The organism is Pseudomonas sp. CLCA07 (genome assembly GCF_053615335.1).
Map to the genome: position 1 here is coordinate 1,807,291 of NZ_CM132131.1, position 22,024 is coordinate 1,829,314.

Below are 22,024 nucleotides of genomic sequence, written 5' to 3' on the forward strand. Positions count from 1 at the left end.
CCATGAATGCCGCAAAACGTTTGGAAATTTTCCGCAGGTTTCACGAAGACAACCCGGAACCGAAGACTGAACTGGCCTATTCATCGCCATTCGAATTGCTGATTGCCGTGATTCTTTCCGCCCAGTCGACCGATGTCGGCGTCAACAAGGCCACCGCCAAACTCTATCCCGTGGCCAATACACCGGCCGCGATCCATGCGCTGGGCGTCGAGGGCCTGTCGGAATACATCAAGACGATCGGTTTGTTTAACAGCAAAGCGAAAAACGTGATCGAAACCTGTCGACTGCTGGTGGAGCGCCATGGCGGCGAAGTGCCGCAAACCCGCGAGGAACTGGAAGCGCTACCCGGCGTCGGCCGCAAGACCGCTAACGTGGTGCTCAATACTGCCTTTCGCCAATTGACCATGGCGGTGGACACCCACATTTTCCGGGTCAGCAACCGCACCGGCATTGCTCCCGGCAAGAATGTAGTCGAGGTGGAGCAGAAACTGATGAAGTTTGTGCCCAAGCAATACTTGCTGGACTCCCATCACTGGCTGATCCTTCATGGGCGCTACGTGTGCCTGGCCCGCAAGCCCCGCTGCGGCAGTTGCCGGATCGAAGATTTGTGCGAATACAAGCAAAAGACCTCGGACGATTGAGGCACTATTAGATTTATTGATCCATCGATTGAAAAAATCTTTTTTACCCGCCGGTCGATTGTCGATATAAGGAGCGCCAAAGGCAGTCTTAGCCTGGAGTTGACCTTATGAGCACTGGCAAAGAGCAATTGGACGTAGAAGACGACTTCACACCCGTTGAGGCCGATGACGCTGAACCGGTGGTTGAAGTGGCAAAGACCAACCTGAGCAAACGCCGCACCATCGACAATTTGCTGGAGGAGCGCCGACTGCAAAAGCAATTGGCCGATTACGATTTTGACCTTTAACACCTAAAAGCCTCCCTAAACGGAGGCTTTTTACTAAGTGCCGATCCCTGATGAGCGCCGCCTCATCAGCCATTAGTGGCACTTAAACCAGACCATTGCGCTGAGCCAGTTCGATCAGATCGACCAGGGAGCGCGCATTGAGCTTCAACAACAGGCGAGTTTTGTAAGTGCTGACGGTTTTATTGCTGAGGAACATTCCATCGGCAATCTCCTTATTGGTCTTGCCTCTGGCCAACTGTTGCAACACCATCATTTCGCGCCCGGACAGACGATCCACCATATCGGCTTCACTGGCATTGCCAAGACTGGACCGTACGGTATGCAACGCTTGATTCGGAAAGTAACTGTAGCCTGAAAGAACGGCTTTTATCGCACTGAGCAATTCAGTGAGGTCCTGCTGTTTGCAAACATAGCCTGCAGCCCCTGACTGCATACAACGCATGGAAAAATGCCCAGGTGCTTGTGAAGTCAATATCAACACTTTAAGAGGCATCGCCGTCGATGTCAGTCGCGCAATGACTTCCAGCCCATCCAGCTTCGGTATTCCAATATCCAGAATGACAATATCCGGCATAAGTTCGCGGGCCAGTTGCAATGCGTCCACGCCGTTATCTGTTTCTGCAATGACTTCGTAGCCATGACGCTCCATTAGCATACGTACCGCAAGACGAATGACGGGGTGATCATCCACGATCAGCACTTTATTCATGGGCAATTCCAATTTTCGCTGTTCGAATTTTTAGAGCCCGCACAATAGCCTAGTCGTTTCATCCATGGCATGCCGCCCCCCTCAGCGACCCACACCGAGAGACATTCCCTACAAACAAGAAGGATAATTCTTACAAGATTTGCACAAATACTGTGTTTCTTAAATTTTACCCGTCCATCAACGCGCGGCTTTTTGAATTTTTTGTGTATCGATTTACATCCTAAAAAACCAAGGGGACAGGACAGTGAACGTGCAGCCCGACAAACACCGGCGATTGGGCTACGCTTAAAAAGCAACCAACACTTCAACCCTAAATACTCACACCTTGGAGGCGCAGCATCAACCACCTGACCAACATAATGCTAACAGATCAACATCGAGCAACACTCCAGCATTAAAGATCAACATAACTCTTCTTAAAACACGAACAGCAGCTATACCCGACCCGCCATTAATCCAGCTACTATAAGACCCACTAGAAACCCAACTAAAAGGACCCACAAAATAACAACAGCTCCAATACAACCAAACTAAAATACACTTGAGAAATCCAAACTTACAAATCGAGAAAAGATAGTCCTATATGAGCAAAAAACATGATAAAACCCAAATCAAGAATTACCAACCCCATGACAATCATCGCGGTATTTGCAACACTGTCTGAAACCTCAGCGGCTGTTTCGTTGCCCTTTCTCGATAATGATGAACGCAAGATTTACATCTGGTTCCTTATCAGCTTCCCCTTTTATTTGCTTTTCCTATTCTTCGCCACACTCAACTTCAACTACCGATCACTGTACGCCCCCTCTGATTTTGAGAAGGGAAAACATTTCATAAAGGTGATGGCCAACGCTGATCAATCGGAAAGTTTCGCACCGACAGACTCGACCAAGCACTGGATTGAGCATCAGGTACGGTTACCGGCATTGCTAAAGGATCTACACATCGTTGATGTACGAAGGATGAGCAAAAAAATGGAATTCAACACATTGATCGAGAAGGTCCAGGCACCTCAGGCCCCCTCTGCACGGTTGATCGTATTTCTTACGTGTACCGATTCAGAAGCGCTACTGAAAGAAAGCGCGCTCAAGTATTCAAAGCAAACAAGGAAACGCAGCCACACAGCGTTCTGGGTCGCTTATAACGTGAGCTCACAGGGTGTGACGACTATGGCTTGAGTGCCCGATAGCCGAACAGGACAACTCTCTAAAACTCAGAGAGAGAAAAAAGCAGAAGGAATTGTACGAGTAACAAGAAGAACGTTGAAAAACACGGTGCGCAACAGGAAAAACTTCCCTTTTCAGAATTGTGGCCTTGTCACCGACAAGGCCACAGCTCTATGACTGCTTCAAGGGGCTCAGAACAGCTTCCGGCCTTTGTTCGCAGCAATGCGCATACGCAAGGCGTTGAGCTTGATGAAGCCCGCCGCGTCGGCCTGGTTGTAAGCACCGCCGTCTTCTTCGAAGGTTGCGATGTTGGCATCGAACAACGATTCGTCAGACTTGCGACCCGTAACGATCACATTGCCCTTGTACAGCTTCAGGCGAACCACGCCGTTCACGTGGGCCTGGGACGCGTCGATCATTTGTTGCAGCATCAGACGCTCAGGGCTCCACCAGTAACCGGTGTAGATCAGGCTGGCGTATTTCGGCATCAACTCGTCTTTGAGGTGAGCCACTTCGCGGTCCAGCGTGATCGATTCGATCGCACGGTGAGCGCGCAGCATGATGGTGCCGCCTGGGGTTTCGTAGCAGCCACGGGACTTCATGCCCACGTAACGGTTCTCGACGATGTCGAGACGACCGATACCGTGTGCACCACCGATACGGTTCAGGGTCGCCAGCACGGTGGCCGGGGTCATTTCGACGCCGTCCAGTGCAACGATGTCGCCGTTACGGTAGGTCAGTTCCAGATACTGCGGTTTGTCTGGAGCGTTCTCCGGGGAGACGGTCCATTTCCACATATCTTCTTCGTGCTCGGTCCAGGTGTCTTCCAGCACGCCGCCTTCATAGGAGATGTGCAGCAGGTTGGCGTCCATCGAGTACGGGGATTTTTTCTTGCCGTGACGCTCGATCGGGATGTTGTGCTTTTCAGCGTAATCCATCAGCTTTTCACGGGACAGCAGGTCCCATTCGCGCCACGGAGCGATCACTTTCACACCTGGCTTCAAGGCGTAAGCGCCCAGTTCGAAACGAACCTGGTCGTTGCCCTTGCCGGTAGCGCCGTGGGAAATGGCGTCAGCGCCGGTTTCGTTGGCGATTTCAATCAGGCGTTTGGCGATCAACGGACGAGCGATGGAAGTACCCAACAGGTACTCGCCTTCGTAAACGGTGTTGGCGCGGAACATCGGGTAAACGAAATCACGCACGAATTCTTCGCGCAAGTCGTCGATGTAGATCTCTTTGACGCCCATGGCCTGCGCCTTGGCGCGCGCAGGTTCGACCTCTTCGCCCTGACCCAGGTCAGCAGTGAACGTCACCACTTCACAGTTATAAGTATCCTGCAGCCACTTGAGGATCACCGAAGTGTCCAGGCCGCCGGAATACGCCAGAACGACCTTGTTTACGTCCGCCATGCCATCACTCCACGGGATTCTACGGAAAGCCGGGAAGTCTACCGCTCAAACGCGGTAATTTACAGAGGCGCGACAGCTTAAGACGACGAAGCGACAGAATCTGTCGAGAGCGCGACGATGACCGGCGAGTCAGGAAGTTGCCGAAGTACCGCCCGTAGCGATTTGCGGCGCGCCTTGCTCGGTCGGTGCCACACGCTCCAGTCGCACCGCAACCCGACGATTTTTCGCGCGATTGCCAGCGTTGGTGTTCGGCGCCACAGGGTAGCGCTCACCATGGAAGCGCATAGTGATCTGCGATTCCTGAATGCCGTTGGCCTTGAAATAGTCCATCACCGCCAAGGCGCGGCGGCGTGACAGCTCACGGTTGGTCAGGCGATTGCCACTGTTGTCGGAGTGCCCGTCAAGCTCGATATGATTCACCGACGGATCAGCCTTCATGAACTCAAGCATCACCTGCAACTGCGCCTTGGCCTGGGGGCTGAGGTCGATACTTTCGCCCGGGAAACCGATTTCGGACCTTTTAACCTGTTCGAAATTCTTCGGCAGCAGTTTCGCCACGCAACTCTGATAGTCGCTGAACGCCTTGTTGAACTTGACCGGCAACAGACGCACTTCCGACACCCGGCCATCGCCGGAAGTATGCCGGATCACCGGGCTGCGGCCATCGATCAATCCGCTGATCAAGCGCCCGGCCTGAGCTTGCGAGCTATTGAACAGCACATTGCCGCTGCCGATTCTGACGGATCCCAGGTTGATATCGCCCCGCCCCGGCTGCCACGGTGCGGCGGCCGCCAGCAACGTCGCCGAACCACCACCGATCATTGAGTTGTAGGCATTCAAACGAAACGTCGCTTGCTCGCCAGCACGGCGCACGAACTCGCCCGAGCCGAAATCAGTGACCGGCTGAGTCAGGCGGCATTCGAACTTGTCACCTTCGACCGTCCACTCGATGCTCTCCAGAGGTGTCTGGAAAGTCAGCGCCATTGCAGGAAGGCTGGCAAACACACTGAGCAAGGCTAAATAACGCTGGCGCACGGGAGGCTCCACTGGCTTCTACGACAAAAAGACCGACACACGCATGTTTACGGCATACCTCGTTCATATCGGTAAGTTCCTGCAAAACTTGATAGCGAGTGCCTGCAAGTGTCTTTTCCGGTAGCATTCCCCTGAGTTTGACCCGCCTGGAATTCCCTCATGTCCGACCGCCTGACCCTGCTGCGTCCCGACGACTGGCACATTCATCTTCGCGATGGTGCCGTGTTGACCAATACCGTTGCGGATGTCGCGCGCACCTTTGGTCGCGCCATCATCATGCCCAACCTGGTACCTCCGGTGCGTAACACCGCTGAAGCCGATGGCTATCGCCAGCGGATTCTCGCTGCACGCCCGGCCGGCAGTCGCTTCGAACCGTTGATGGTGCTGTACCTGACCGACCTCACCCAGCCTGAAGAAATTCGCGAGGCCAAGGCCAGCGGTTTCGTGTACGCCGCCAAGCTGTACCCGGCCGGCGCGACCACCAACTCGGATTCTGGCGTCACCAGCATCGACAAAATCTTCCCTGCGCTTGAGGCCATGGCCGACGTCGGGATGCCTTTGCTGGTTCACGGTGAAGTCACCCGTGGCGATGTCGACGTGTTCGACCGCGAAAAAATCTTCATCAATGAGCACATGCGTCGTGTGGTCGAGCGTTTCCCGACGCTCAAAGTGGTGTTCGAACACATCACCACCGCCGATGCCGTGCAGTTCGTCAACGAGGCTTCGGCCAACGTCGGCGCGACCATCACTGCGCATCACCTGCTGTACAACCGCAACCACATGCTGGTGGGCGGGATTCGGCCGCACTTCTATTGCCTGCCGATTCTCAAGCGCAATACGCACCAGGAAGCCCTGCTCGACGCCGCCACCAGCGGTAGCGAAAAATTCTTCCTGGGCACCGACTCTGCACCCCACGCCCAGCACGCCAAAGAAGCCGCGTGTGGCTGCGCCGGTTGCTACACCGCTTATGCGGCCATCGAGATGTACGCCGAAGCGTTCGAACAACGCAACGCGCTGGACAAGCTCGAAGCCTTCGCCAGCCTCTACGGCCCGCGCTTCTATGGCCTGCCAGCGAACACCGACCGCATTACCCTGGTTCGCGATGAGTGGACCGCCCCAACCAGCCTGCCATTTGGCGAGCTGACCGTTATCCCGCTGCGCGCCGGTGAAAAACTGCGCTGGCGCCTGCTGGAGGAACACGCGTGAGTGAAGACCATTTCGACGACGAACAGGACGGTCAAAGCGGCGGAGGTGGTCCTCGTCATCCGATGGCAGCCAGATTCCGTGGCTACCTGCCGGTTGTCGTCGACGTAGAAACCGGTGGTTTCAACTCGGCCACCGACGCCCTGCTGGAAATTGCGGCAACCACTATCGCGATGGACGAGAAAGGGTTTGTGTACCCCGATCACACCTACTTCTTCCGTGTAGAGCCTTTTGAAGGCGCGAACATCGAAGCGGCCGCGCTTGAATTCACCGGGATCAAACTCGATCACCCACTGCGCATGGCGGTGAGTGAAGAAGCCGCGCTGACCGATATCTTCCGTGGCATTCGCAAGGCTCTGAAAGCCAACAGTTGCAAACGGGCCATTCTGGTCGGCCACAACAGCAGCTTCGACTTGGGCTTCCTCAACGCAGCGGTCGCACGCCTGGACATGAAACGTAACCCGTTTCATCCGTTCTCCAGCTTCGACACCGCGACCCTTGCCGGTCTGGCTTACGGTCAAACCGTGCTGGCCAAGGCCTGTCAGGCAGCCGATATCGACTTCGACGGTCGCGAGGCTCACTCGGCTCGCTATGACACCGAGAAGACAGCAGAGCTGTTCTGCGGCATCGTCAATCGCTGGAAACAAATGGGCGGCTGGGAAGACTTCAACGACTGATCTTGTTGATTTATCCCGCGCATAAAAAAACCGGCCTCATCAGAGGCCGGTTTTTTATTGCCTGACGCTTGGGCTTACAGCGCCGCAGCGTTCTCGGTCAGGTAAGCCGCAACGCCTTCGATCGAAGCGGTCATGCCTTTGTCGCCTTTTTTCCAGTTGGCAGGGCAAACTTCGCCGTGCGCTTCGTGGAATTGCAGAGCGTCGACCAGACGGACCAGCTCTTCAATGTTACGGCCCAGCGGCAGGTCGTTGATGATCTGCGAACGGACAACGCCTTTGTCGTCGATCAGGAACGCGCCACGGAAAGCCACGCCGCCTTCGGACTCAACGTCGTAGGCCTTGGCGATTTCGTGCTTGATGTCGGCAGCCATGGTGTAACGAACTTCGCCGATACCACCATTGTTTACCGGGGTGTTACGCCAGGCGTTGTGGGTGAAGTGCGAGTCGATCGATACGGCGATCACTTCAACGTTGCGGGACTTGAAGTCAGCCATGCGGTTGTCCAGAGCAATCAGCTCGGACGGGCAAACGAAGGTGAAGTCCAGTGGGTAGAAGAACACCAGGCCGTATTTGCCTTTGATGGCCGACGACAGGGTGAAGCTGTCGACGATTTCGCCATTGCCCAGTACAGCTGGAACGGTGAAGTCCGGGGCTTGTTTGCCTACGAGTACGCTCATTGAAAATCTCCTGGTCTATTAACGTGAAGAACTGGATTCGCATCAGCCTGCCACCCTCAGGCGACAGCCCTGTGACACGATCCCCTTCGAAGGACCGACCATCATACACGGCGTTTTTGAGCTGTCCTCAACGGTTTTTTGCAGGAGCGTAAATTTACCGTTGTTACAGTGACCGGGAGATTACCCGGATGAAAACCGTTCGTCGGTCACGTCCGCTTTTAACGCGAAGCCTTCAGAAAGCACTTTGACAATCATTCTCGTTAACATTAAGATCCATCGCAATTGAGTCACAACCAGCGACGGTTTTCACTTATGTATGTCTGCCTCTGCACTGGCGTCACCGACGGTCAAATCCGCGATGCAATCTATGAAGGTTGCTGCAGCTATAAGGAAGTCCGTCAGGCCACTGGCGTAGCCAGCCAATGCGGCAAATGCGCCTGCCTTGCAAAGGAAGTGGTTCGCGAAACCCTGACCAAATTGCAATCGGCCCAGGCAGCCATACCTTTCCCTGTAGAATTTACTGCCGCTTAATTACTTAGTTTCAAAGAACCGGACTTGATGTCCGGTTTTTTTATGTCTGAAAATCAACTGCTTACGCCCTAGACGCGGAACACAAACATTCTTATTCCGATTAATTTTCATATAAGTTTCAATAACTTAGGTTTGACACTCTTACATACGCGGCTCAAACTCAGCCTTATAGACAGCTACTTAGGGCAGGACCCCATCATGAAAGGCGACGTTACAGTCATCCAGCATCTCAACAAGATCCTTGCCAATGAGCTGGTCGCGATCAATCAATACTTTTTGCATGCCCGCATGTATGAAGATTGGGGCCTGAACAAGCTCGGCAAGCACGAGTACCATGAATCCATCGACGAGATGAAGCATGCGGACAAGCTGATCAAGCGCATCCTGTTCCTTGAAGGCCTGCCGAACGTCCAGGATCTGGGCAAGCTACACATCGGCGAACACACCAAGGAAATGCTTGAGTGCGACCTGCGTATCGAACGCATTGGTCATGCCGATCTGAAAGTCGCTATTGCTCATTGCGAAACGGTTGGCGACTTCGGTAGCCGTGAACTGCTCGAAGACATTCTTGAGTCCGAAGAAGAACATATCGACTGGCTGGAAACCCAACTGGGCCTGATCGATAAAGTCGGTCTTGAAAACTATCTGCAATCGCAGATGGGCGAAGACGAATAAGTTAGCGCCCGCTAAACTCGAAACACTAAAAAGCCCCGCACTCTTTTAAAGAGGCGGGGCTTTTTTAATGCCCCTGTAGGAGCGTGGCTTGCCAGCGATGAACGATGACGCGGTGTTCTTGCTAAACCGCGGCGCCTGCATCGCGAGCAAGCTCGGCTCCTACAGAGACCGAATCAGGCTTCGGTCTTGTTGGCCGCAGCTGCTTCAACAGCGGCTTTGATGGTGGCCTGCAACGAACCGTCAGCAGCCATCTCAGTCATGATGTCGCTACCACCGACCAGCTCACCACCGACCCACAGTTGCGGGAAGGTTGGCCAGTTGGCGTATTTTGGCAGGTTGGCGCGGATTTCCGGGTTCTGCAGGATGTCCACGTACGCAAACTTTTCGCCACATGCCATCACGGCCTGCGCGGCTTTCGCGGAGAAGCCACACTGCGGGGCATTCGGCGAACCTTTCATGTAAAGCAGAATGGTGTTGTTAGCAATCTGCTCTTTAATCGTTTCGATGATATCCATGGAGCACCTCGGCTGAACTTTCCGACTCAGAGGTCGGCTCGGTGGCGCATTGTAACGGAAACCCGAGCGCCATGCTCGGTCTGCCCGACAGACACGATCACGCCGCCGACACCGTCACAGGCACGCCATTTAGTGCCGCATTCCCCGACAACTCGTCAAGCTGACACTCGTCAGTCAGGTCGTTGGCGCTGGAACCCGGCTGGCCACTGGCAATCGTCATCTGCACGCCTGGCCGCGCATGGCCCCAACCATGCGGCAGGCTGACCACTCCTTTCATCATGTCCAGGGTGGCGAGCACTTCCACTTCGATCATGCCAACCCGCGAACTCACCCGCACGCGCTGGCCGTCATTGAGCCCGCGACTGGCCAGATCGTCCGGGTGCATCAGCAATTGATGGCGTGGCTTGCCCTTCACCAGACGGTGATAGTTGTGCATCCACGAGTTGTTGCTGCGCACATGACGGCGGCCAATCATCAGCAACTGATCAGCAACCGGTGCCTCTAGAGCGGCGAAGCGCGCAAGGTCGGCAAGGATCGCCGGCGGCGCTGCCTGCACTCGTTGATTGGTGGTTTTCAGGCGTGGTGCGAGGTTGGATTTCAGTGCGCCCAGGTCGATTCCATGAGGATGATCGAACAAGGTTGCCAGCGAGAGTTTATGTTCCGAAGCGTCGCCATATAGCCCCATCCGCAAGCCAAGGTCGATCATTTGCGCCGGCGCGATGGTCGGTTTCAATTCCTTGCCGGTCCTGGCGGCAAACGCCTTGGCAAGGCCGACGAAGATCTCCCAGTCATGCAGGGCACCTTCAGGTTTGGCAAGTATCGCGCGGTTGAAGCGAGTCACGTTACGCACGGCGAACATGTTGAACGTCGTGTCGTAGTGATCGTTTTCCAGCGCCGAGGTCGACGGCAGAATCAGGTCGGCATAGCGCGTGGTTTCATTGATGTACAGGTCGATGCTGACCATGAACTCCAGGCCATCCAGCGCCTGTTCCAGTTGCCGGCCATTGGGTGTCGAGAGCACCGGATTACCGGCGACAGTGATCAAGGCACGGACCTGCCCTTCTCCTTCGGTGTGCATTTCTTCGGCCAAGGCTGACACCGGCAACTCACCGCCGTACTCCGGACGACCGGACACGCGGCTTTGCCAGCGATTGAAATGCCCGCCCGAAGTGGACGCCACGAGGTCCACCGCCGGTTCGGTGCACAGCGCACCACCGACCCGATCAAGGTTGCCAGTGACCAGATTGATCAGTTGCACCAGCCAATGGCAGAGCGTACCGAACGCTTGGGTGGAGACGCCCATGCGGCCATAACACACCGCGGTCGGTGCCGCCGCGAAATCCCGGGCCAGTTGGCGGATCTGTTCTGCCGGCACCGTACACAACGGGCTCATGGCTTCGGCGGTGAACGTGGCGATGGCCTGACGCACATCATCCAGGCCGTCCACCGGCAAATGGCTGTCACGGGTCAGATTTTCAGTAAACAAGGTATTGAGCAGCCCGAACAACAAGGCTGCATCGCCACCGGGCCGCACGAACAGATGCTGGTCGGCCATCGCGGCGGTTTCGCTGCGGCGCGGGTCGACCACCACCACTTTGCCGCCCCGGGCCTGAATCGCCTTCAAGCGTTTTTCCACATCCGGCACGGTCATGATGCTGCCGTTGGACGCCAGAGGATTACCGCCCAGGATCAGCATGAAATCGGTGTGATCGATGTCCGGGATCGGCAACAACAACCCATGGCCGTACATCAAATGGCTGGTCAGGTGATGCGGCAACTGATCGACCGACGTCGCGGAAAAGCGGTTGCGGGTTTTCAACAGCCCGAGGAAGTAATTGCTGTGGGTCATCAACCCGTAGTTATGCACGCTGGGGTTGCCTTGGTACACCGCCACCGCGTTCTGCCCGTGCCGCTCCTGAATCGCCGCCAGGCGCTCGGCGACAAGGTTGAAGGCGTCTTCCCACGCGATAGGCTGCCACTCGCTGCCCACTCGCAGCATCGGCTGACGCAGACGATCCGGATCGTTCTGAATATCTTGCAGGGCCACCGCTTTGGGGCAGATGTGCCCGCGGCTGAACGTATCCAGCGCATCGCCCTTGATCGAGGTGATTTGCACAGCGCCATCGACCTCGGAGGTTTCGATGGTCAGGCCGCAAATTGCCTCACACAGGTGGCAGGCTCGGTGATGGAGAGTCTTGGTCATGGCCAGTCTCTGTCTTGTTCTGGGCGGGCAATATCGGCCGCGGGAACAAAACTATGGCGCCAGACCCGCTACTGCGCCAGCGACGTTCGTCTTGTGAATCGGCGACTATCAGGCCAGCCGATGGCCGCTCGCAATTGCGTCACTCGTCAGCTAGTTATAACCCAGCACCTGGCAGTAGAAAACACATCGGCAGCTCACCATGAAGACACACGTCACCGGGCTTGAGAAGCCTTCAACGCCTTCTTCTTTAGAGGTGAGATCAATGCCGTCCATATGCCCCCGACAGCCAACCAAAGCATGACCCCAGACCCGATCAAGATGATCGCTTTCTGGTTTGCCAGGATGCCCAGTTGATGAGGTTCAGCTTGATAGACCTGCAACGCAATGTCGACGACGCTCACTACGGTAAACCACGCGACCACTAATGCTGCTCCATGCTTCAGGTCAGGCGTTGATCGGTAGAGCAGTGAAGCCCCCAGATAGATTCCAGTTGCGATCAATCCACCCACCACCAAACACTGGGTCGAATCAATCTGCACTCGTATCGTCCTTGAAATTCTTCACGCCGATAAAAGCACCGACGATGGCTCCCACCACTGCGCTCGGAAGCCCGGGATAAATCGTGCTGGCGATAATCGCGAAGCCCATGACCGTGGAAAGCACAGCCATATCAAAAGCTGGAGAAACGCGACGAAGACGCGTCAGGCCTGCGTATCCGTTTTTTTCGATCGACATACAGGGTTCCCTCCTTGGGGTGTTTGGCTTGATTCAAGTCGACATCACGCAATGAGGCAGAGGATACCTGAGCATGGCCAGATACCCGCTTGTAAAACCGTAACAGCAAACAACGCCAACCTTGAAAAACCAGGCCTTTACGGCCCGCAACCCCCAAGCAGGCGCGCGCGCTGAATGCGCGCGCCTCAATGCAGCGGTTATTGCATACCCGCTTGTGCACCGTGTACAAATGCTGGTCTGGACTTTAGCGACGTGGATCAACCCCTTCGCCTGCAACCATTGGAAGCGGTAAAAATAAGCCCCCTATTGGTAAGACGCGACATTTAATTATAAGATCGCGCCTTCCCCTATTTCGTCGCCCCGTGCGGCTTACGCCGCAGGTCTCGCCCGTTGTTCCGTTAAACAAGGCTTTGAGCATCTGCGGTTTGTAGCAAAAAGGTAGTCAATGATGAGCGCAAGGCACTTTCTCTCCCTGATGGATTGCACGCCCGAAGAGCTGGTCAGCGTGATCCGTCGAGGCGTTGAGCTCAAGGACCTGCGTAACCGCGGCGTACTGTTCGAGCCTCTGAAAAACCGCGTCCTGGGGATGATTTTCGAGAAGTCCTCGACCCGCACCCGGATCTCCTTCGAAGCCGGCATGATCCAGCTCGGCGGTCAGGCAATCTTCCTTTCGCCGCGCGACACGCAACTGGGCCGTGGCGAGCCGATCGGCGACTGCGCGATCGTCATGTCGAGCATGCTCGATGCGGTGATGATCCGAACCTTTGCCCACAGCACCCTGACCGAATTCGCCGCCAACTCCCGTGTGCCAGTGATCAACGGTTTGTCCGACGACCTGCACCCGTGCCAGTTGCTGGCCGACATGCAAACCTTCCTCGAACATCGCGGCTCGATCCAGGGCAAGACTGTGGCCTGGATCGGCGACGGCAACAACATGTGCAACAGCTATATAGAAGCGGCGATCCAGTTCGACTTCCATCTACGCGTTGCCTGCCCTGAAGGCTATGAACCCAACCCTGAGTTCGTGGCCAAGGCCGGCGACCGGGTGACCATCGTCCGCGATCCAAAGGACGCTGTGCGCGGCGCCCACCTGGTGAGCACCGACGTCTGGACCTCCATGGGCCAGGAAGAAGAAACCGCCAAGCGCTTGAAGCTGTTCGCGCCCTACCAGGTCAATTGCGCCCTGCTTGACCTCGCCGCAGACGATGTGCTGTTCATGCACTGCCTGCCGGCCCACCGCGGCGAAGAGATCAGCGTCGACCTGCTCGACGACAAACGCTCCGTGGCCTGGGATCAAGCGGAAAACCGGCTTCATGCACAAAAGGCCCTGCTCGAGTTTCTAGTCGAACCGGCGTATCACCACGCATGAGCCAGCCATTACTGCTTAACCTGCGTAACCTCGCCTGCGGCTATCAAGACCAGCGGGTCGTGCAAAACCTCAACCTGCATTTGAATGCCGGTGACATCGGTTGCCTGCTCGGCTCCTCGGGTTGTGGCAAAACCACCACGTTGCGCGCGATTGCCGGTTTTGAACCGGTGCACGAAGGTGAAATCACCTTGGCGGGCGAGACCCTCTCCCGCGCCGGTTTCACTTTGGCTCCGGAGAAGCGCCGGATCGGCATGGTGTTCCAGGACTACGCGCTGTTTCCGCATTTGAGTGTGGCCGACAACATCGCCTTCGGGATCCGCAAGCACCCGCAGAAGGATCGCGTGACCGAAGAGCTGCTGGAACTGGTCAACCTGAAAAACCTCGGCAAGCGCTTCCCGCATGAACTGTCCGGCGGCCAGCAACAGCGTGTTGCCTTGGCCCGCGCCTTGGCGCCGGAACCGCAACTGCTGCTGCTCGACGAACCGTTCTCTAACCTTGATGGCGAACTGCGACGCAAGCTCAGCCATGAAGTGCGCGACATTCTCAAGGCCCGTGGCACCAGCGCGATTCTGGTAACTCACGACCAGGAAGAAGCCTTCGCGGTCAGCGATCATGTCGGCGTGTTCAAGGAAGGTCGCCTGGAACAATGGGACACCCCCTACAACCTGTATCACGAACCGCTGACACCGTTTGTAGCCAGCTTCATCGGCCAGGGTTATTTCATCCGTGGCCAGTTGAGCAGCCCGGAGTCGGTGCTGACCGAACTGGGTGAGTTGCGCGGTAATCGTGCCTACACCTGGCCGGTCGGTAGTGCGGTGGATGTGTTGCTGCGTCCGGACGATATCGTTTATGCGCCAGACAGTGCATTGAAAGCGCGGATTGTCGGCAAGTCGTTCCAGGGCGCATCGACGCTGTACCGGTTGCAGATGCCGACCGGGGCGCAGCTGGAATCGATTTTCCCGAGTCATGTGGATCGGCAGGTCGGTGCTGACGTCGGTATTCGTGTGGCGGCTGAACACCTGGTGTTGTTTCAGGCGTCCGGTAGCACTGCCGCGCAGATTCCAGTAGTCGAGTCCGGTGTGCGCCGCTACAGCACGGCCAACTGATAGACACCAACCGAATGCGGGAGCGAGCCTGTGTGGCGAGGGGGCTTGCCCCCGCTGGGTCGCGAAGCGGCCCCGGCATTTCAACGTTATCAGCATGTAACGGTTTTACGACTGCTTCGCAGCCGAACGGGGCGATGCGGCGTTCCGACAAGCCCCCTCGCCACACAGGCTCACTCCTACAGTTGTTATGCGTCAGGCCAGCATCAACGTTCCGCTCGCAACCAGCGTCGCATTCCCACCAATCTTCACCCGGTCGCCTTCCAGCCGGCAGAACAATTCCCCGCCGCGTTTCGAGCATTGATAAGCGGTCAGGCTCGATTTGCCCAAACGCTTCGACCAATAGGGAATCAGGCTGCAGTGGGTCGAGCCGGTCACCGGGTCTTCGTTGATGCCAATCGCTGGCGCGAAATAGCGGGAGACAAAATCATGCTTGCTGCCTTTGGCGGTCACGATCGCCCCCGGCCAGGGCAGCTTAGCCAGCGCGACCATATCCGGCTGGCAATCAAGCACAGCCTGCTCGGACTCCAGCACCACAAACAACTCGTTTGAACCCAGCACATCGACCACTTCGACACCCAAGGCGCGCTCGACGTCCAGGGTGACGTCCACTTGCGCCGCAGTGATCGCCGGGAAGTCCAACCACAAACGCTCGCCGTCACGGCTCACACTCAATGGTCCGGACTTGCAAATGAAGTCCAGACGCTCGGTGGGTTCTTTATAGATTTCAAACAACACATAGGCGCTGGCCAACGTCGCGTGGCCGCACAACGGCACCTCCGTGGTCGGGGTAAACCAGCGAATGTGCCAACCCTGTTCTTCGCGCACCACGAAGGCAGTTTCGGCCAGGTTGTGTTCGGCGGCAATTTTCTGCATCAGCTCATCGGCGAGCCACGCATCGAGCCGATAAACCATCGCCGGGTTGCCACTGAACGGCCGATCACTGAACGCATCGACCTGGTGAAATTCAAGTTGCATGACCTTCTCCCTTTTGTCAGGTCAACCAGCATGCCGCGCTGGACTGACCCGCACCAGTGACAGCGCGGCCTGATTTTCACCATACAGCGCTGCACCTCATCACTGACTTCAAACGCGACCGATGTCGGCGAACTTGGCCTGAGTGTGTTCGGCCAGTACTGCCGGCGCCAACTCGACTTCCAGGCCACGCCGACCGGCACTTACAAAAATGCTGGCGAACGGCTGAGCCGAATTATCGATAAAGGTGCGCAAACGCTTTTTCTGCCCCAGCGGGCTAATGCCACCCAACAAATAACCGGTGGATCGTTGCGCAGCGGCCGGATCCGCCATTTCGACTTTTTTCACGCCCGCTGCATGAGCCAGATGCTTCAAGTCCAGAGTCCCGCCAACCGGTACTACCGCCACCAGCAATTCACCTTTCTCACTGGCCGCCAGCAAGGTCTTGAACACCTGCGCCGGGTCGAGCCCCAGCTTCTCTGCAGCCTCCAATCCATAGGACGCGGCTTTGGGATCATGTTCGTAACTGTGCACACGATGTTCGGCTCGAACTTTTTTCAACAAATCCAATGCGGGGGTCATGACAGCTCCAGACTGGGCGGCAGTAGAAAAATACTGCGCTGGATTCTAGGTCATTGACTCGCAAAAGGCTCTATTGCGCCCCTGTTTTCAGGGGATGGCGGCGTTTTTTACCGTTCGTCCGCGCAAGGAGCGCCGGATGAACAACTCGATCATTCACATGACTAATAGTTGAATTATGACTGATAGTTCACTTTCGACCTTTGACAGCCATGTTTCTTGTCTATATTTTTTCGAATCTGAATACGAACGAAAAGTCCTACCGCAGCACCGAGCAGTAAGCCAAGACCAGGATGGGGATCCTGCCTTGGTGAAAATCGCGCTTCGACCATGATGAAAAAAGCGCCAGACAACAAAAACAACTGAGGTTTTCAATGACAACTGCTTTACAACAACCGTCGCTCTCGAGCCAATGCATGGCCGAGTTTCTGGGCACTGCGCTACTAATCTTTTTTGGTACTGGCTGTGTTGCCGCGCTCAAGGTCGCGGGCGCCAGCTTTGGCTTGTGGGAAATCAGCATCATCTGGGGCGTCGGCGTGAGCATGGCGATCTACCTGACCGCCGGAATTTCCGGTGCGCATCTCAACCCCGCTGTCAGCATCGCCCTGAGCATTTTCGCTGACTTCGAAAAACGTAAATTGCCGTTTTATATTCTCGCCCAAGTCGCGGGCGCCTTCTGCGGCGCACTTTTGGTTTACACGCTGTACAGCAATCTGTTCTTCGATTTCGAACAAATCCACCATATGGTTCGTGGCACCCAGGCAAGCCTGGAATTGGCATCGGTGTTCTCGACCTTCCCCAACCCGGCCCTGACCACGGCCCAGGCGTTCCTGGTGGAAGTGATCATCACCGCGATCCTGATGGGCGTGATCATGTCCCTGACCGATGACAACAACGGTCTGCCAAACGGGCCGATGGCGCCGCTGCTGATCGGCTTGCTGATTGCGGTGATTGGCAGCTCGATGGGGCCACTGACCGGTTTCGCGATGAACCCGGCGCGTGATTTCGGGCCGAAGCTGATGACTTTCTTCGCTGGCTGGGGTGAAATTTCCTTCACCGGCGGGCGTGATATCCCGTACTTCCTGATTCCTGTTTTTGCACCGATTGTCGGTGCCTGCCTCGGTGCTGCCGCTTATCGCGGGCTGATTGCCCGTCATCTGCCCAACGCCACACCTGCTACAAAGGACGTAACACCGGCCATTGACGGCAAACCAAGAACTTCTTGATACCGTAGGCGCATGATCCTGCGAATGGGGTTGCGCGCCTGACCTCACTTCCTTATTTCGTCCAAGGCAATCGACATGACCGATACTCAGAATAAGAACTACATCGTTGCCCTCGATCAGGGTACGACCAGCTCCCGCGCGATCGTCTTCGACCGCGACGCGAATGTGGTCAGCACCGCCCAGCGCGAATTCGCACAGCATTACCCGCAAGCCGGTTGGGTTGAACACGACCCGATGGAAATCTTCGCCACCCAAAGCGCCGTGATGGTCGAGGCCCTGGCGCAAGCCGGCCTGCATCACGACCAGGTCGCGGCCATCGGCATCACCAACCAGCGCGAAACCACCGTGGTCTGGGACAAGACCACCGGCCGCCCGATCTACAACGCGATCGTCTGGCAGTGCCGCCGCAGCACCGAAATCTGCCAGCAGCTCAAGCGCGACGGTCACGAGCAATACATCAGCGACACCACGGGCCTTGTCACCGACCCGTACTTTTCCGGCACCAAGCTCAAGTGGATCCTCGACAACGTCGAAGGCAGCCGTGAGCGTGCGCGCAACGGCGAACTGCTGTTCGGCACCGTCGACAGCTGGCTGATCTGGAAATTTACCGGCGGCAAAGTCCACGTCACCGACTACACCAACGCCTCTCGCACCATGCTCTTCAACATCCACACGCTGGAGTGGGACGCGAAGATGCTGGAGGTGCTGGATATCCCGCGCGAAATGCTGCCGCAAGTGAAGTCGTCCTCCGAGATTTATGGCCACACCAAAAGCGGCATCGCCATCGGCGGTATCGCCGGTGACCAGCAGGCTGCCCTGTTCGGCCAGATGTGCGTCGAGCCCGGCCAGGCGAAAAACACCTACGGCACCGGCTGCTTCCTGCTGATGAACACCGGCGACAAAGCGGTGAAGTCCAAGCACGGCATGTTGACCACAATCGCGTGCGGCCCGCGCGGCGAAGTGGCCTACGCATTGGAAGGCGCAGTGTTCAACGGCGGCTCCACAGTTCAATGGCTGCGTGATGAACTGAAGATCATCAACGACGCCCACGACACCGAATACTTCGCCAACAAGGTCAAGGACAGCAACGGCGTGTACCTGGTGCCTGCCTTCACCGGACTGGGCGCGCCGTACTGGGACCCGTATGCCCGTGGCGCGCTGTTCGGCCTGACTCGCGGCGTACGCGTGGATCACATCATTCGTGCCGCGCTGGAGTCGATTGCCTACCAGACCCGCGATGTGCTCGACGCCATGCAACAGGATTCCGGTGAACGTTTGAAATCCCTGCGTGTGGACGGTGGCGCCGTGGCGAACAACTTCCTGATGCAATTCCAGGCCGACATCCTCGGCACTCGGGTCGAGCGTCCGCAAATGCGAGAAACCACCGCACTGGGTGCCGCGTACCTGGCTGGCCTGGCGTGCGGTTTCTGGGGCAGCCTGGAAGAACTACGCGGCAAGGCAGTGATCGAGCGCGAATTCGAACCGACCCTGGACGAAGCCGCGAAGGAAAAACTCTACGCCGGCTGGAAAAAAGCCGTCAGCCGCACCCGCGACTGGGAACCCCATGAAGGCGCTGAATAAGCCAACAACAGGTTGCGAATAGGGTTGTAACTGGTCGGGAGCAGATTCCTGCGGCATCATGGGCAAATTTTGCACGGCAGCCCAAAGGAAGCCCCATGAATCTGCCTCCCCGTCAGCAGCAAATCCTCGAACTGGTCCGCGAACGCGGCTACGTCAGTATCGAGGAAATGGCCACGCTGTTCGTCGTTACACCGCAGACCATCCGCCGCGATATCAATCAGCTCGCGGAAGCTAATTTATTACGTCGCTACCACGGTGGCGCCGCCTACGACTCCAGTGTCGAAAATACCGCCTACGCCATGCGCGCAGACCAGATGCGCGATGAGAAACAGCGTATCGGCGAAGCCATTGCCGCACAGATCCCCGATCACGCCTCGCTGTTCATCAATATCGGTACCACCACCGAATCGATTGCCCGGGCGCTGCTCAATCACAATCACCTGAAAATCATCACCAACAACCTGCACGTGGCCTCGATGCTCAGCGCCAAGGACGACTTCGACGTTCTGCTGACCGGTGGCAATGTGCGGCGTGACGGTGGCGTGGTCGGTCAGGCGAGCGTCGATTTTATCAACCAGTTCAAAGTCGACTTCGCGCTGGTGGGCATCAGCGGCATTGATGAAGACGGCAGCCTGCTGGACTTCGATTATCAGGAAGTGCGGGTGTCGCAGGCGATCATTGCCAATGCGCGGCAAGTGATATTGGCAGCGGACTCCAGCAAATTCGGGCGCAACGCCATGATTCGTTTGGGGCCGATCAGCCTCATCGATTGCCTGGTCACTGATCAGCAACCTGTGCCGGCGCTGGCGCAGTTGTTGAGTCAGCACAAGATTCGACTGGAAGTCGTTTAACACCGAGGGCGGTTAGACAACCTGTAGGAGCACGGCTTGCCAGCGATGGCGGCCTCAAGTACGTCATCGCCGGCAAGCCGGGCTCCTACAGAAATCGCTGCGCACCTCTCTCTTAATTCTTCTAATGTTCGAAAATTTTCCTTTAACCGCCCTTCGATGAGTTTTTTTAATCGAAGTTAACTGGCTGTGGGCGTCTTTATGGGCTACCATTTTCGAAAATGAACATTAATGTTCGAATTCAAATACATAAAACAAGCACCGAGGCCAGCCGATGCCCACTTCCACCTTGCGTACGCCCCCTCTCGCTGAGGTTTACGATATCGCCGTCATCGGTGGCGGGATCAATGGCGTGGGGATCGCAGCAGATGCCGCCGGTCGCGGTCTTTCGGTGTTCCTTTGTGAAAAGGATGACCTGGCCAGCCACACGTCCTCGGCCAGCAGCAAGCTGATCCACGGTGGCCTGCGCTATCTCGAACATTACGAGTTCCGCCTGGTGCGCGAAGCCCTCGCTGAACGCGAAGTGCTGTTGGCCAAGGCACCGCACATCGTCAAGCAGATGCGTTTCGTGCTGCCACATCGTCCGCACCTGCGTCCCGCGTGGATGATTCGCGCCGGCCTGTTTCTGTATGACAACCTCGGCAAACGGGAAAAACTCGCGGGCTCGAAAAGCCTGAAGTTCGGTCCGGACAGCGCTCTGAAAAGCGAAATCACCAAAGGCTTTGAATACTCCGATTGCTGGGTCGATGACGCGCGCCTTGTAGTCTTGAATGCCATGGCTGCTCGCGAAAAAGGCGCCCATGTTCACACCCAGACTCGTTGCGTCAGCGCGCGTCGCTCCAAGGGTTTGTGGCACCTGAACCTGGAACGCGCCGATGGCAGCCTGTTTTCGATCCGCGCCAAGGCATTGGTGAATGCGGCCGGTCCGTGGGTCGCCAAGTTCATTCGTGACGACCTGAAGATGGAATCGCCGTACGGCGTTCGCCTGATCCAGGGCAGCCACCTGATCGTGCCGAAACTGTATGAAGGCGAACACGCACATATTTTGCAAAACGAAGATCAGCGCATCGTCTTCACCATTCCGTACCTGAACCACTTCACCCTGATCGGCACCACCGACCGTGAGTACACCGGCGACCCGGCTGCAGTTGCGATCACCGATGGCGAAACCGATTACCTGTTGAACGTGGTCAATGCCCACTTCAAAAAGCAGATCCGCCGCGACGACATCCTGCATAGCTATTCCGGTGTTCGTCCGCTGTGCAACGACGAGTCCGACAACCCGTCGGCCGTCACCCGCGACTACACCCTGGCATTGTCGGGCACCGGTGAAGAAGCGCCCTTGCTGTCGGTGTTCGGCGGCAAGCTGACCACTTACCGCAAACTGGCCGAATCGGCGTTGGCGCAGCTGACGCCGTACTTCACCCACATGAAGCCAAGCTGGACTGCGAGCGCCACACTGCCGGGCGGCGAGGACATGACCACCCCGCAAGCCTTGTGCGCCTTGATCCGCGACAAGTTCGACTGGGTGCCAACCGAAATCGCCCGTCGCTGGGCCACCACCTACGGCAGCCGCACCTGGCGCATGCTCGAAGGCGTGCAGAACCTCAGTGATATGGGTGAACACATCGGCGGCGGGCTCTACACCCGCGAAGTCGATTACCTGTGCAGCGATGAATGGGCGACCTCCGCGCATGACGTATTGTGGCGTCGCAGCAAGCTCGGGCTGTTCACCACTGCGGCGCAACAACAGAAACTGGCGGATTACCTGAGCAAGGTCGAACAGAACCGCAGCAAGATCGAAGCGGCCTGATCGGCAATCGGTTAAAGCAAAGCCCCTGAATCGAGAGATTCAGGGGCTTTTTGCATACTGCCAGACA

General features: G+C 56.7%; 23 protein-coding genes. 13 read left to right on the forward strand and 10 right to left on the reverse strand.

Features of this window, described 5'->3' with window-relative positions; genetic code table 11:
• Positions 1-2: 2 nt before the first annotated feature.
• A complete protein-coding gene (gene nth / locus ACWGZX_RS08240) occupies positions 3-641 on the forward strand; it encodes an endonuclease III (RefSeq protein WP_007943576.1) in 639 nt (212 codons plus the stop codon).
• A 107-nt stretch (positions 642-748) separates the two neighbouring features.
• On the forward strand, positions 749-928 hold the full coding sequence (locus ACWGZX_RS08245; RefSeq protein ID WP_007898493.1) for a PA3496 family putative envelope integrity protein: 180 nt from the start codon (positions 749-751) through the stop codon (positions 926-928).
• Between the two features lie 82 nt (positions 929-1,010).
• Here the strand turns inward: ACWGZX_RS08245 and ACWGZX_RS08250 are convergent, their stop codons facing one another.
• Positions 1,011-1,637 (reverse strand): response regulator transcription factor, encoded by a 627-nt coding sequence (locus ACWGZX_RS08250; RefSeq protein WP_007943575.1) that lies wholly within the window; start codon positions 1,635-1,637, stop codon positions 1,011-1,013.
• Positions 1,638-2,233: 596 nt separating this feature from the next.
• Here ACWGZX_RS08250 and ACWGZX_RS08255 point away from each other — a divergent pair.
• The gene (locus ACWGZX_RS08255) at positions 2,234-2,815 is read left to right on the forward strand and encodes a hypothetical protein (protein WP_452627976.1); all 582 of its coding nucleotides are present in this window, start codon (positions 2,234-2,236) and stop codon (positions 2,813-2,815) included.
• A gap of 179 nt (positions 2,816-2,994) precedes the next feature.
• Here ACWGZX_RS08255 and ACWGZX_RS08260 read toward each other — a convergent pair whose 3' ends face one another.
• A complete protein-coding gene (locus tag ACWGZX_RS08260; protein ID WP_452627977.1) occupies positions 2,995-4,212 on the reverse strand; it encodes an argininosuccinate synthase in 1,218 nt (405 codons plus the stop codon).
• Between the two features lie 129 nt (positions 4,213-4,341).
• Positions 4,342-5,247, reverse strand: a complete 906-nt coding sequence (locus ACWGZX_RS08265; RefSeq protein ID WP_452627978.1) for a flagellar protein MotY — start codon at positions 5,245-5,247, stop codon at positions 4,342-4,344.
• Between the two features lie 159 nt (positions 5,248-5,406).
• Here ACWGZX_RS08265 and pyrC point away from each other — a divergent pair, with 159 nt between their 5' ends.
• Positions 5,407-6,453 carry a dihydroorotase gene (pyrC, locus tag ACWGZX_RS08270; RefSeq protein ID WP_452627979.1) on the forward strand — a complete coding sequence of 349 codons (1,047 nt, stop codon included), beginning with the start codon at positions 5,407-5,409 and terminating at the stop codon, positions 6,451-6,453.
• Positions 6,450-7,127 carry a ribonuclease T gene (gene rnt, locus ACWGZX_RS08275; protein WP_452627980.1) on the forward strand — a complete coding sequence of 226 codons (678 nt, stop codon included), beginning with the start codon at positions 6,450-6,452 and terminating at the stop codon, positions 7,125-7,127. Before pyrC ends, rnt begins: the two co-directional genes overlap by 4 nt.
• A 74-nt stretch (positions 7,128-7,201) precedes the next feature.
• Here rnt and ACWGZX_RS08280 read toward each other — a convergent pair whose 3' ends face one another.
• A complete protein-coding gene (locus ACWGZX_RS08280; protein ID WP_223512087.1) occupies positions 7,202-7,804 on the reverse strand; it encodes a peroxiredoxin in 603 nt (200 codons plus the stop codon).
• Positions 7,805-8,116: 312 nt separating this feature from the next.
• Between ACWGZX_RS08280 and ACWGZX_RS08285 the strand changes: the two genes are divergently transcribed.
• Both ACWGZX_RS08285 and bfr read left to right on the forward strand, forming a co-directional pair.
• Positions 8,117-8,335, forward strand: a complete 219-nt coding sequence (locus ACWGZX_RS08285; RefSeq protein ID WP_007943567.1) for a bacterioferritin-associated ferredoxin — start codon at positions 8,117-8,119, stop codon at positions 8,333-8,335.
• A 198-nt stretch (positions 8,336-8,533) separates the two neighbouring features.
• Positions 8,534-9,010 carry a bacterioferritin gene (gene bfr / locus ACWGZX_RS08290; protein WP_046026484.1) on the forward strand — a complete coding sequence of 159 codons (477 nt, stop codon included), beginning with the start codon at positions 8,534-8,536 and terminating at the stop codon, positions 9,008-9,010.
• A 173-nt stretch (positions 9,011-9,183) separates the two neighbouring features.
• Here the strand turns inward: bfr and grxD are convergent, their stop codons facing one another.
• The 4 genes from grxD to ACWGZX_RS08310 all read right to left on the reverse strand — a co-directional run bounded on the left by grxD (position 9,184) and on the right by ACWGZX_RS08310 (position 12,463).
• Complete coding sequence (gene grxD / locus ACWGZX_RS08295) at positions 9,184-9,525, reverse strand: Grx4 family monothiol glutaredoxin (protein WP_033057469.1); 342 nt, start codon at positions 9,523-9,525, stop codon at positions 9,184-9,186.
• 97 nt (positions 9,526-9,622) lie between these two features.
• The gene (locus tag ACWGZX_RS08300; protein ID WP_452627981.1) at positions 9,623-11,728 is read right to left on the reverse strand and encodes a molybdopterin oxidoreductase family protein; all 2,106 of its coding nucleotides are present in this window, start codon (positions 11,726-11,728) and stop codon (positions 9,623-9,625) included.
• Positions 11,729-11,940: 212 nt separating this feature from the next.
• On the reverse strand, positions 11,941-12,267 hold the full coding sequence (locus ACWGZX_RS08305) for a hypothetical protein (RefSeq protein ID WP_223512089.1): 327 nt from the start codon (positions 12,265-12,267) through the stop codon (positions 11,941-11,943).
• A complete protein-coding gene (locus ACWGZX_RS08310; protein ID WP_452627982.1) occupies positions 12,257-12,463 on the reverse strand; it encodes a hypothetical protein in 207 nt (68 codons plus the stop codon). The genes ACWGZX_RS08305 and ACWGZX_RS08310 overlap by 11 nt, the downstream gene beginning before the upstream one ends.
• A 448-nt stretch (positions 12,464-12,911) precedes the next feature.
• Here ACWGZX_RS08310 and argF point away from each other — a divergent pair, with 448 nt between their 5' ends.
• Both argF and ACWGZX_RS08320 read left to right on the forward strand, forming a co-directional pair.
• The gene (argF, locus tag ACWGZX_RS08315; protein ID WP_452627983.1) at positions 12,912-13,832 is read left to right on the forward strand and encodes an ornithine carbamoyltransferase; all 921 of its coding nucleotides are present in this window, start codon (positions 12,912-12,914) and stop codon (positions 13,830-13,832) included.
• Positions 13,829-14,938 (forward strand): ABC transporter ATP-binding protein, encoded by a 1,110-nt coding sequence (locus tag ACWGZX_RS08320; protein WP_452627984.1) that lies wholly within the window; start codon positions 13,829-13,831, stop codon positions 14,936-14,938. The genes argF and ACWGZX_RS08320 overlap by 4 nt, the downstream gene beginning before the upstream one ends.
• 192 nt (positions 14,939-15,130) lie before the next feature.
• Here the strand turns inward: ACWGZX_RS08320 and ACWGZX_RS08325 are convergent, their stop codons facing one another.
• Together ACWGZX_RS08325 and ybaK are read right to left on the reverse strand one after the other, a co-directional pair.
• Positions 15,131-15,913 carry a PhzF family phenazine biosynthesis protein gene (locus ACWGZX_RS08325; protein WP_452627985.1) on the reverse strand — a complete coding sequence of 261 codons (783 nt, stop codon included), beginning with the start codon at positions 15,911-15,913 and terminating at the stop codon, positions 15,131-15,133.
• A 108-nt stretch (positions 15,914-16,021) separates the two neighbouring features.
• Complete coding sequence (ybaK, locus tag ACWGZX_RS08330; RefSeq protein WP_452627986.1) at positions 16,022-16,492, reverse strand: Cys-tRNA(Pro) deacylase; 471 nt, start codon at positions 16,490-16,492, stop codon at positions 16,022-16,024.
• 371 nt (positions 16,493-16,863) lie between these two features.
• On the opposite strand from ybaK, the gene ACWGZX_RS08335 reads away from it, so the two are divergent.
• From ACWGZX_RS08335 to glpD, 4 genes are all read left to right on the forward strand, one after another.
• Positions 16,864-17,715, forward strand: coding sequence for an MIP/aquaporin family protein (locus tag ACWGZX_RS08335; protein WP_452627987.1), 852 nt, complete (start codon positions 16,864-16,866; stop codon positions 17,713-17,715).
• Positions 17,716-17,790: 75 nt separating this feature from the next.
• Positions 17,791-19,296, forward strand: coding sequence for a glycerol kinase GlpK (gene glpK, locus ACWGZX_RS08340; protein WP_223512096.1), 1,506 nt, complete (start codon positions 17,791-17,793; stop codon positions 19,294-19,296).
• A gap of 95 nt (positions 19,297-19,391) precedes the next feature.
• Positions 19,392-20,147, forward strand: coding sequence for a DeoR/GlpR family transcriptional regulator (locus ACWGZX_RS08345; protein WP_007916700.1), 756 nt, complete (start codon positions 19,392-19,394; stop codon positions 20,145-20,147).
• 271 nt (positions 20,148-20,418) lie between these two features.
• Positions 20,419-21,957, forward strand: coding sequence for a glycerol-3-phosphate dehydrogenase (gene glpD, locus ACWGZX_RS08350; RefSeq protein WP_452627988.1), 1,539 nt, complete (start codon positions 20,419-20,421; stop codon positions 21,955-21,957).
• Positions 21,958-22,024 lie beyond the last annotated feature (67 nt).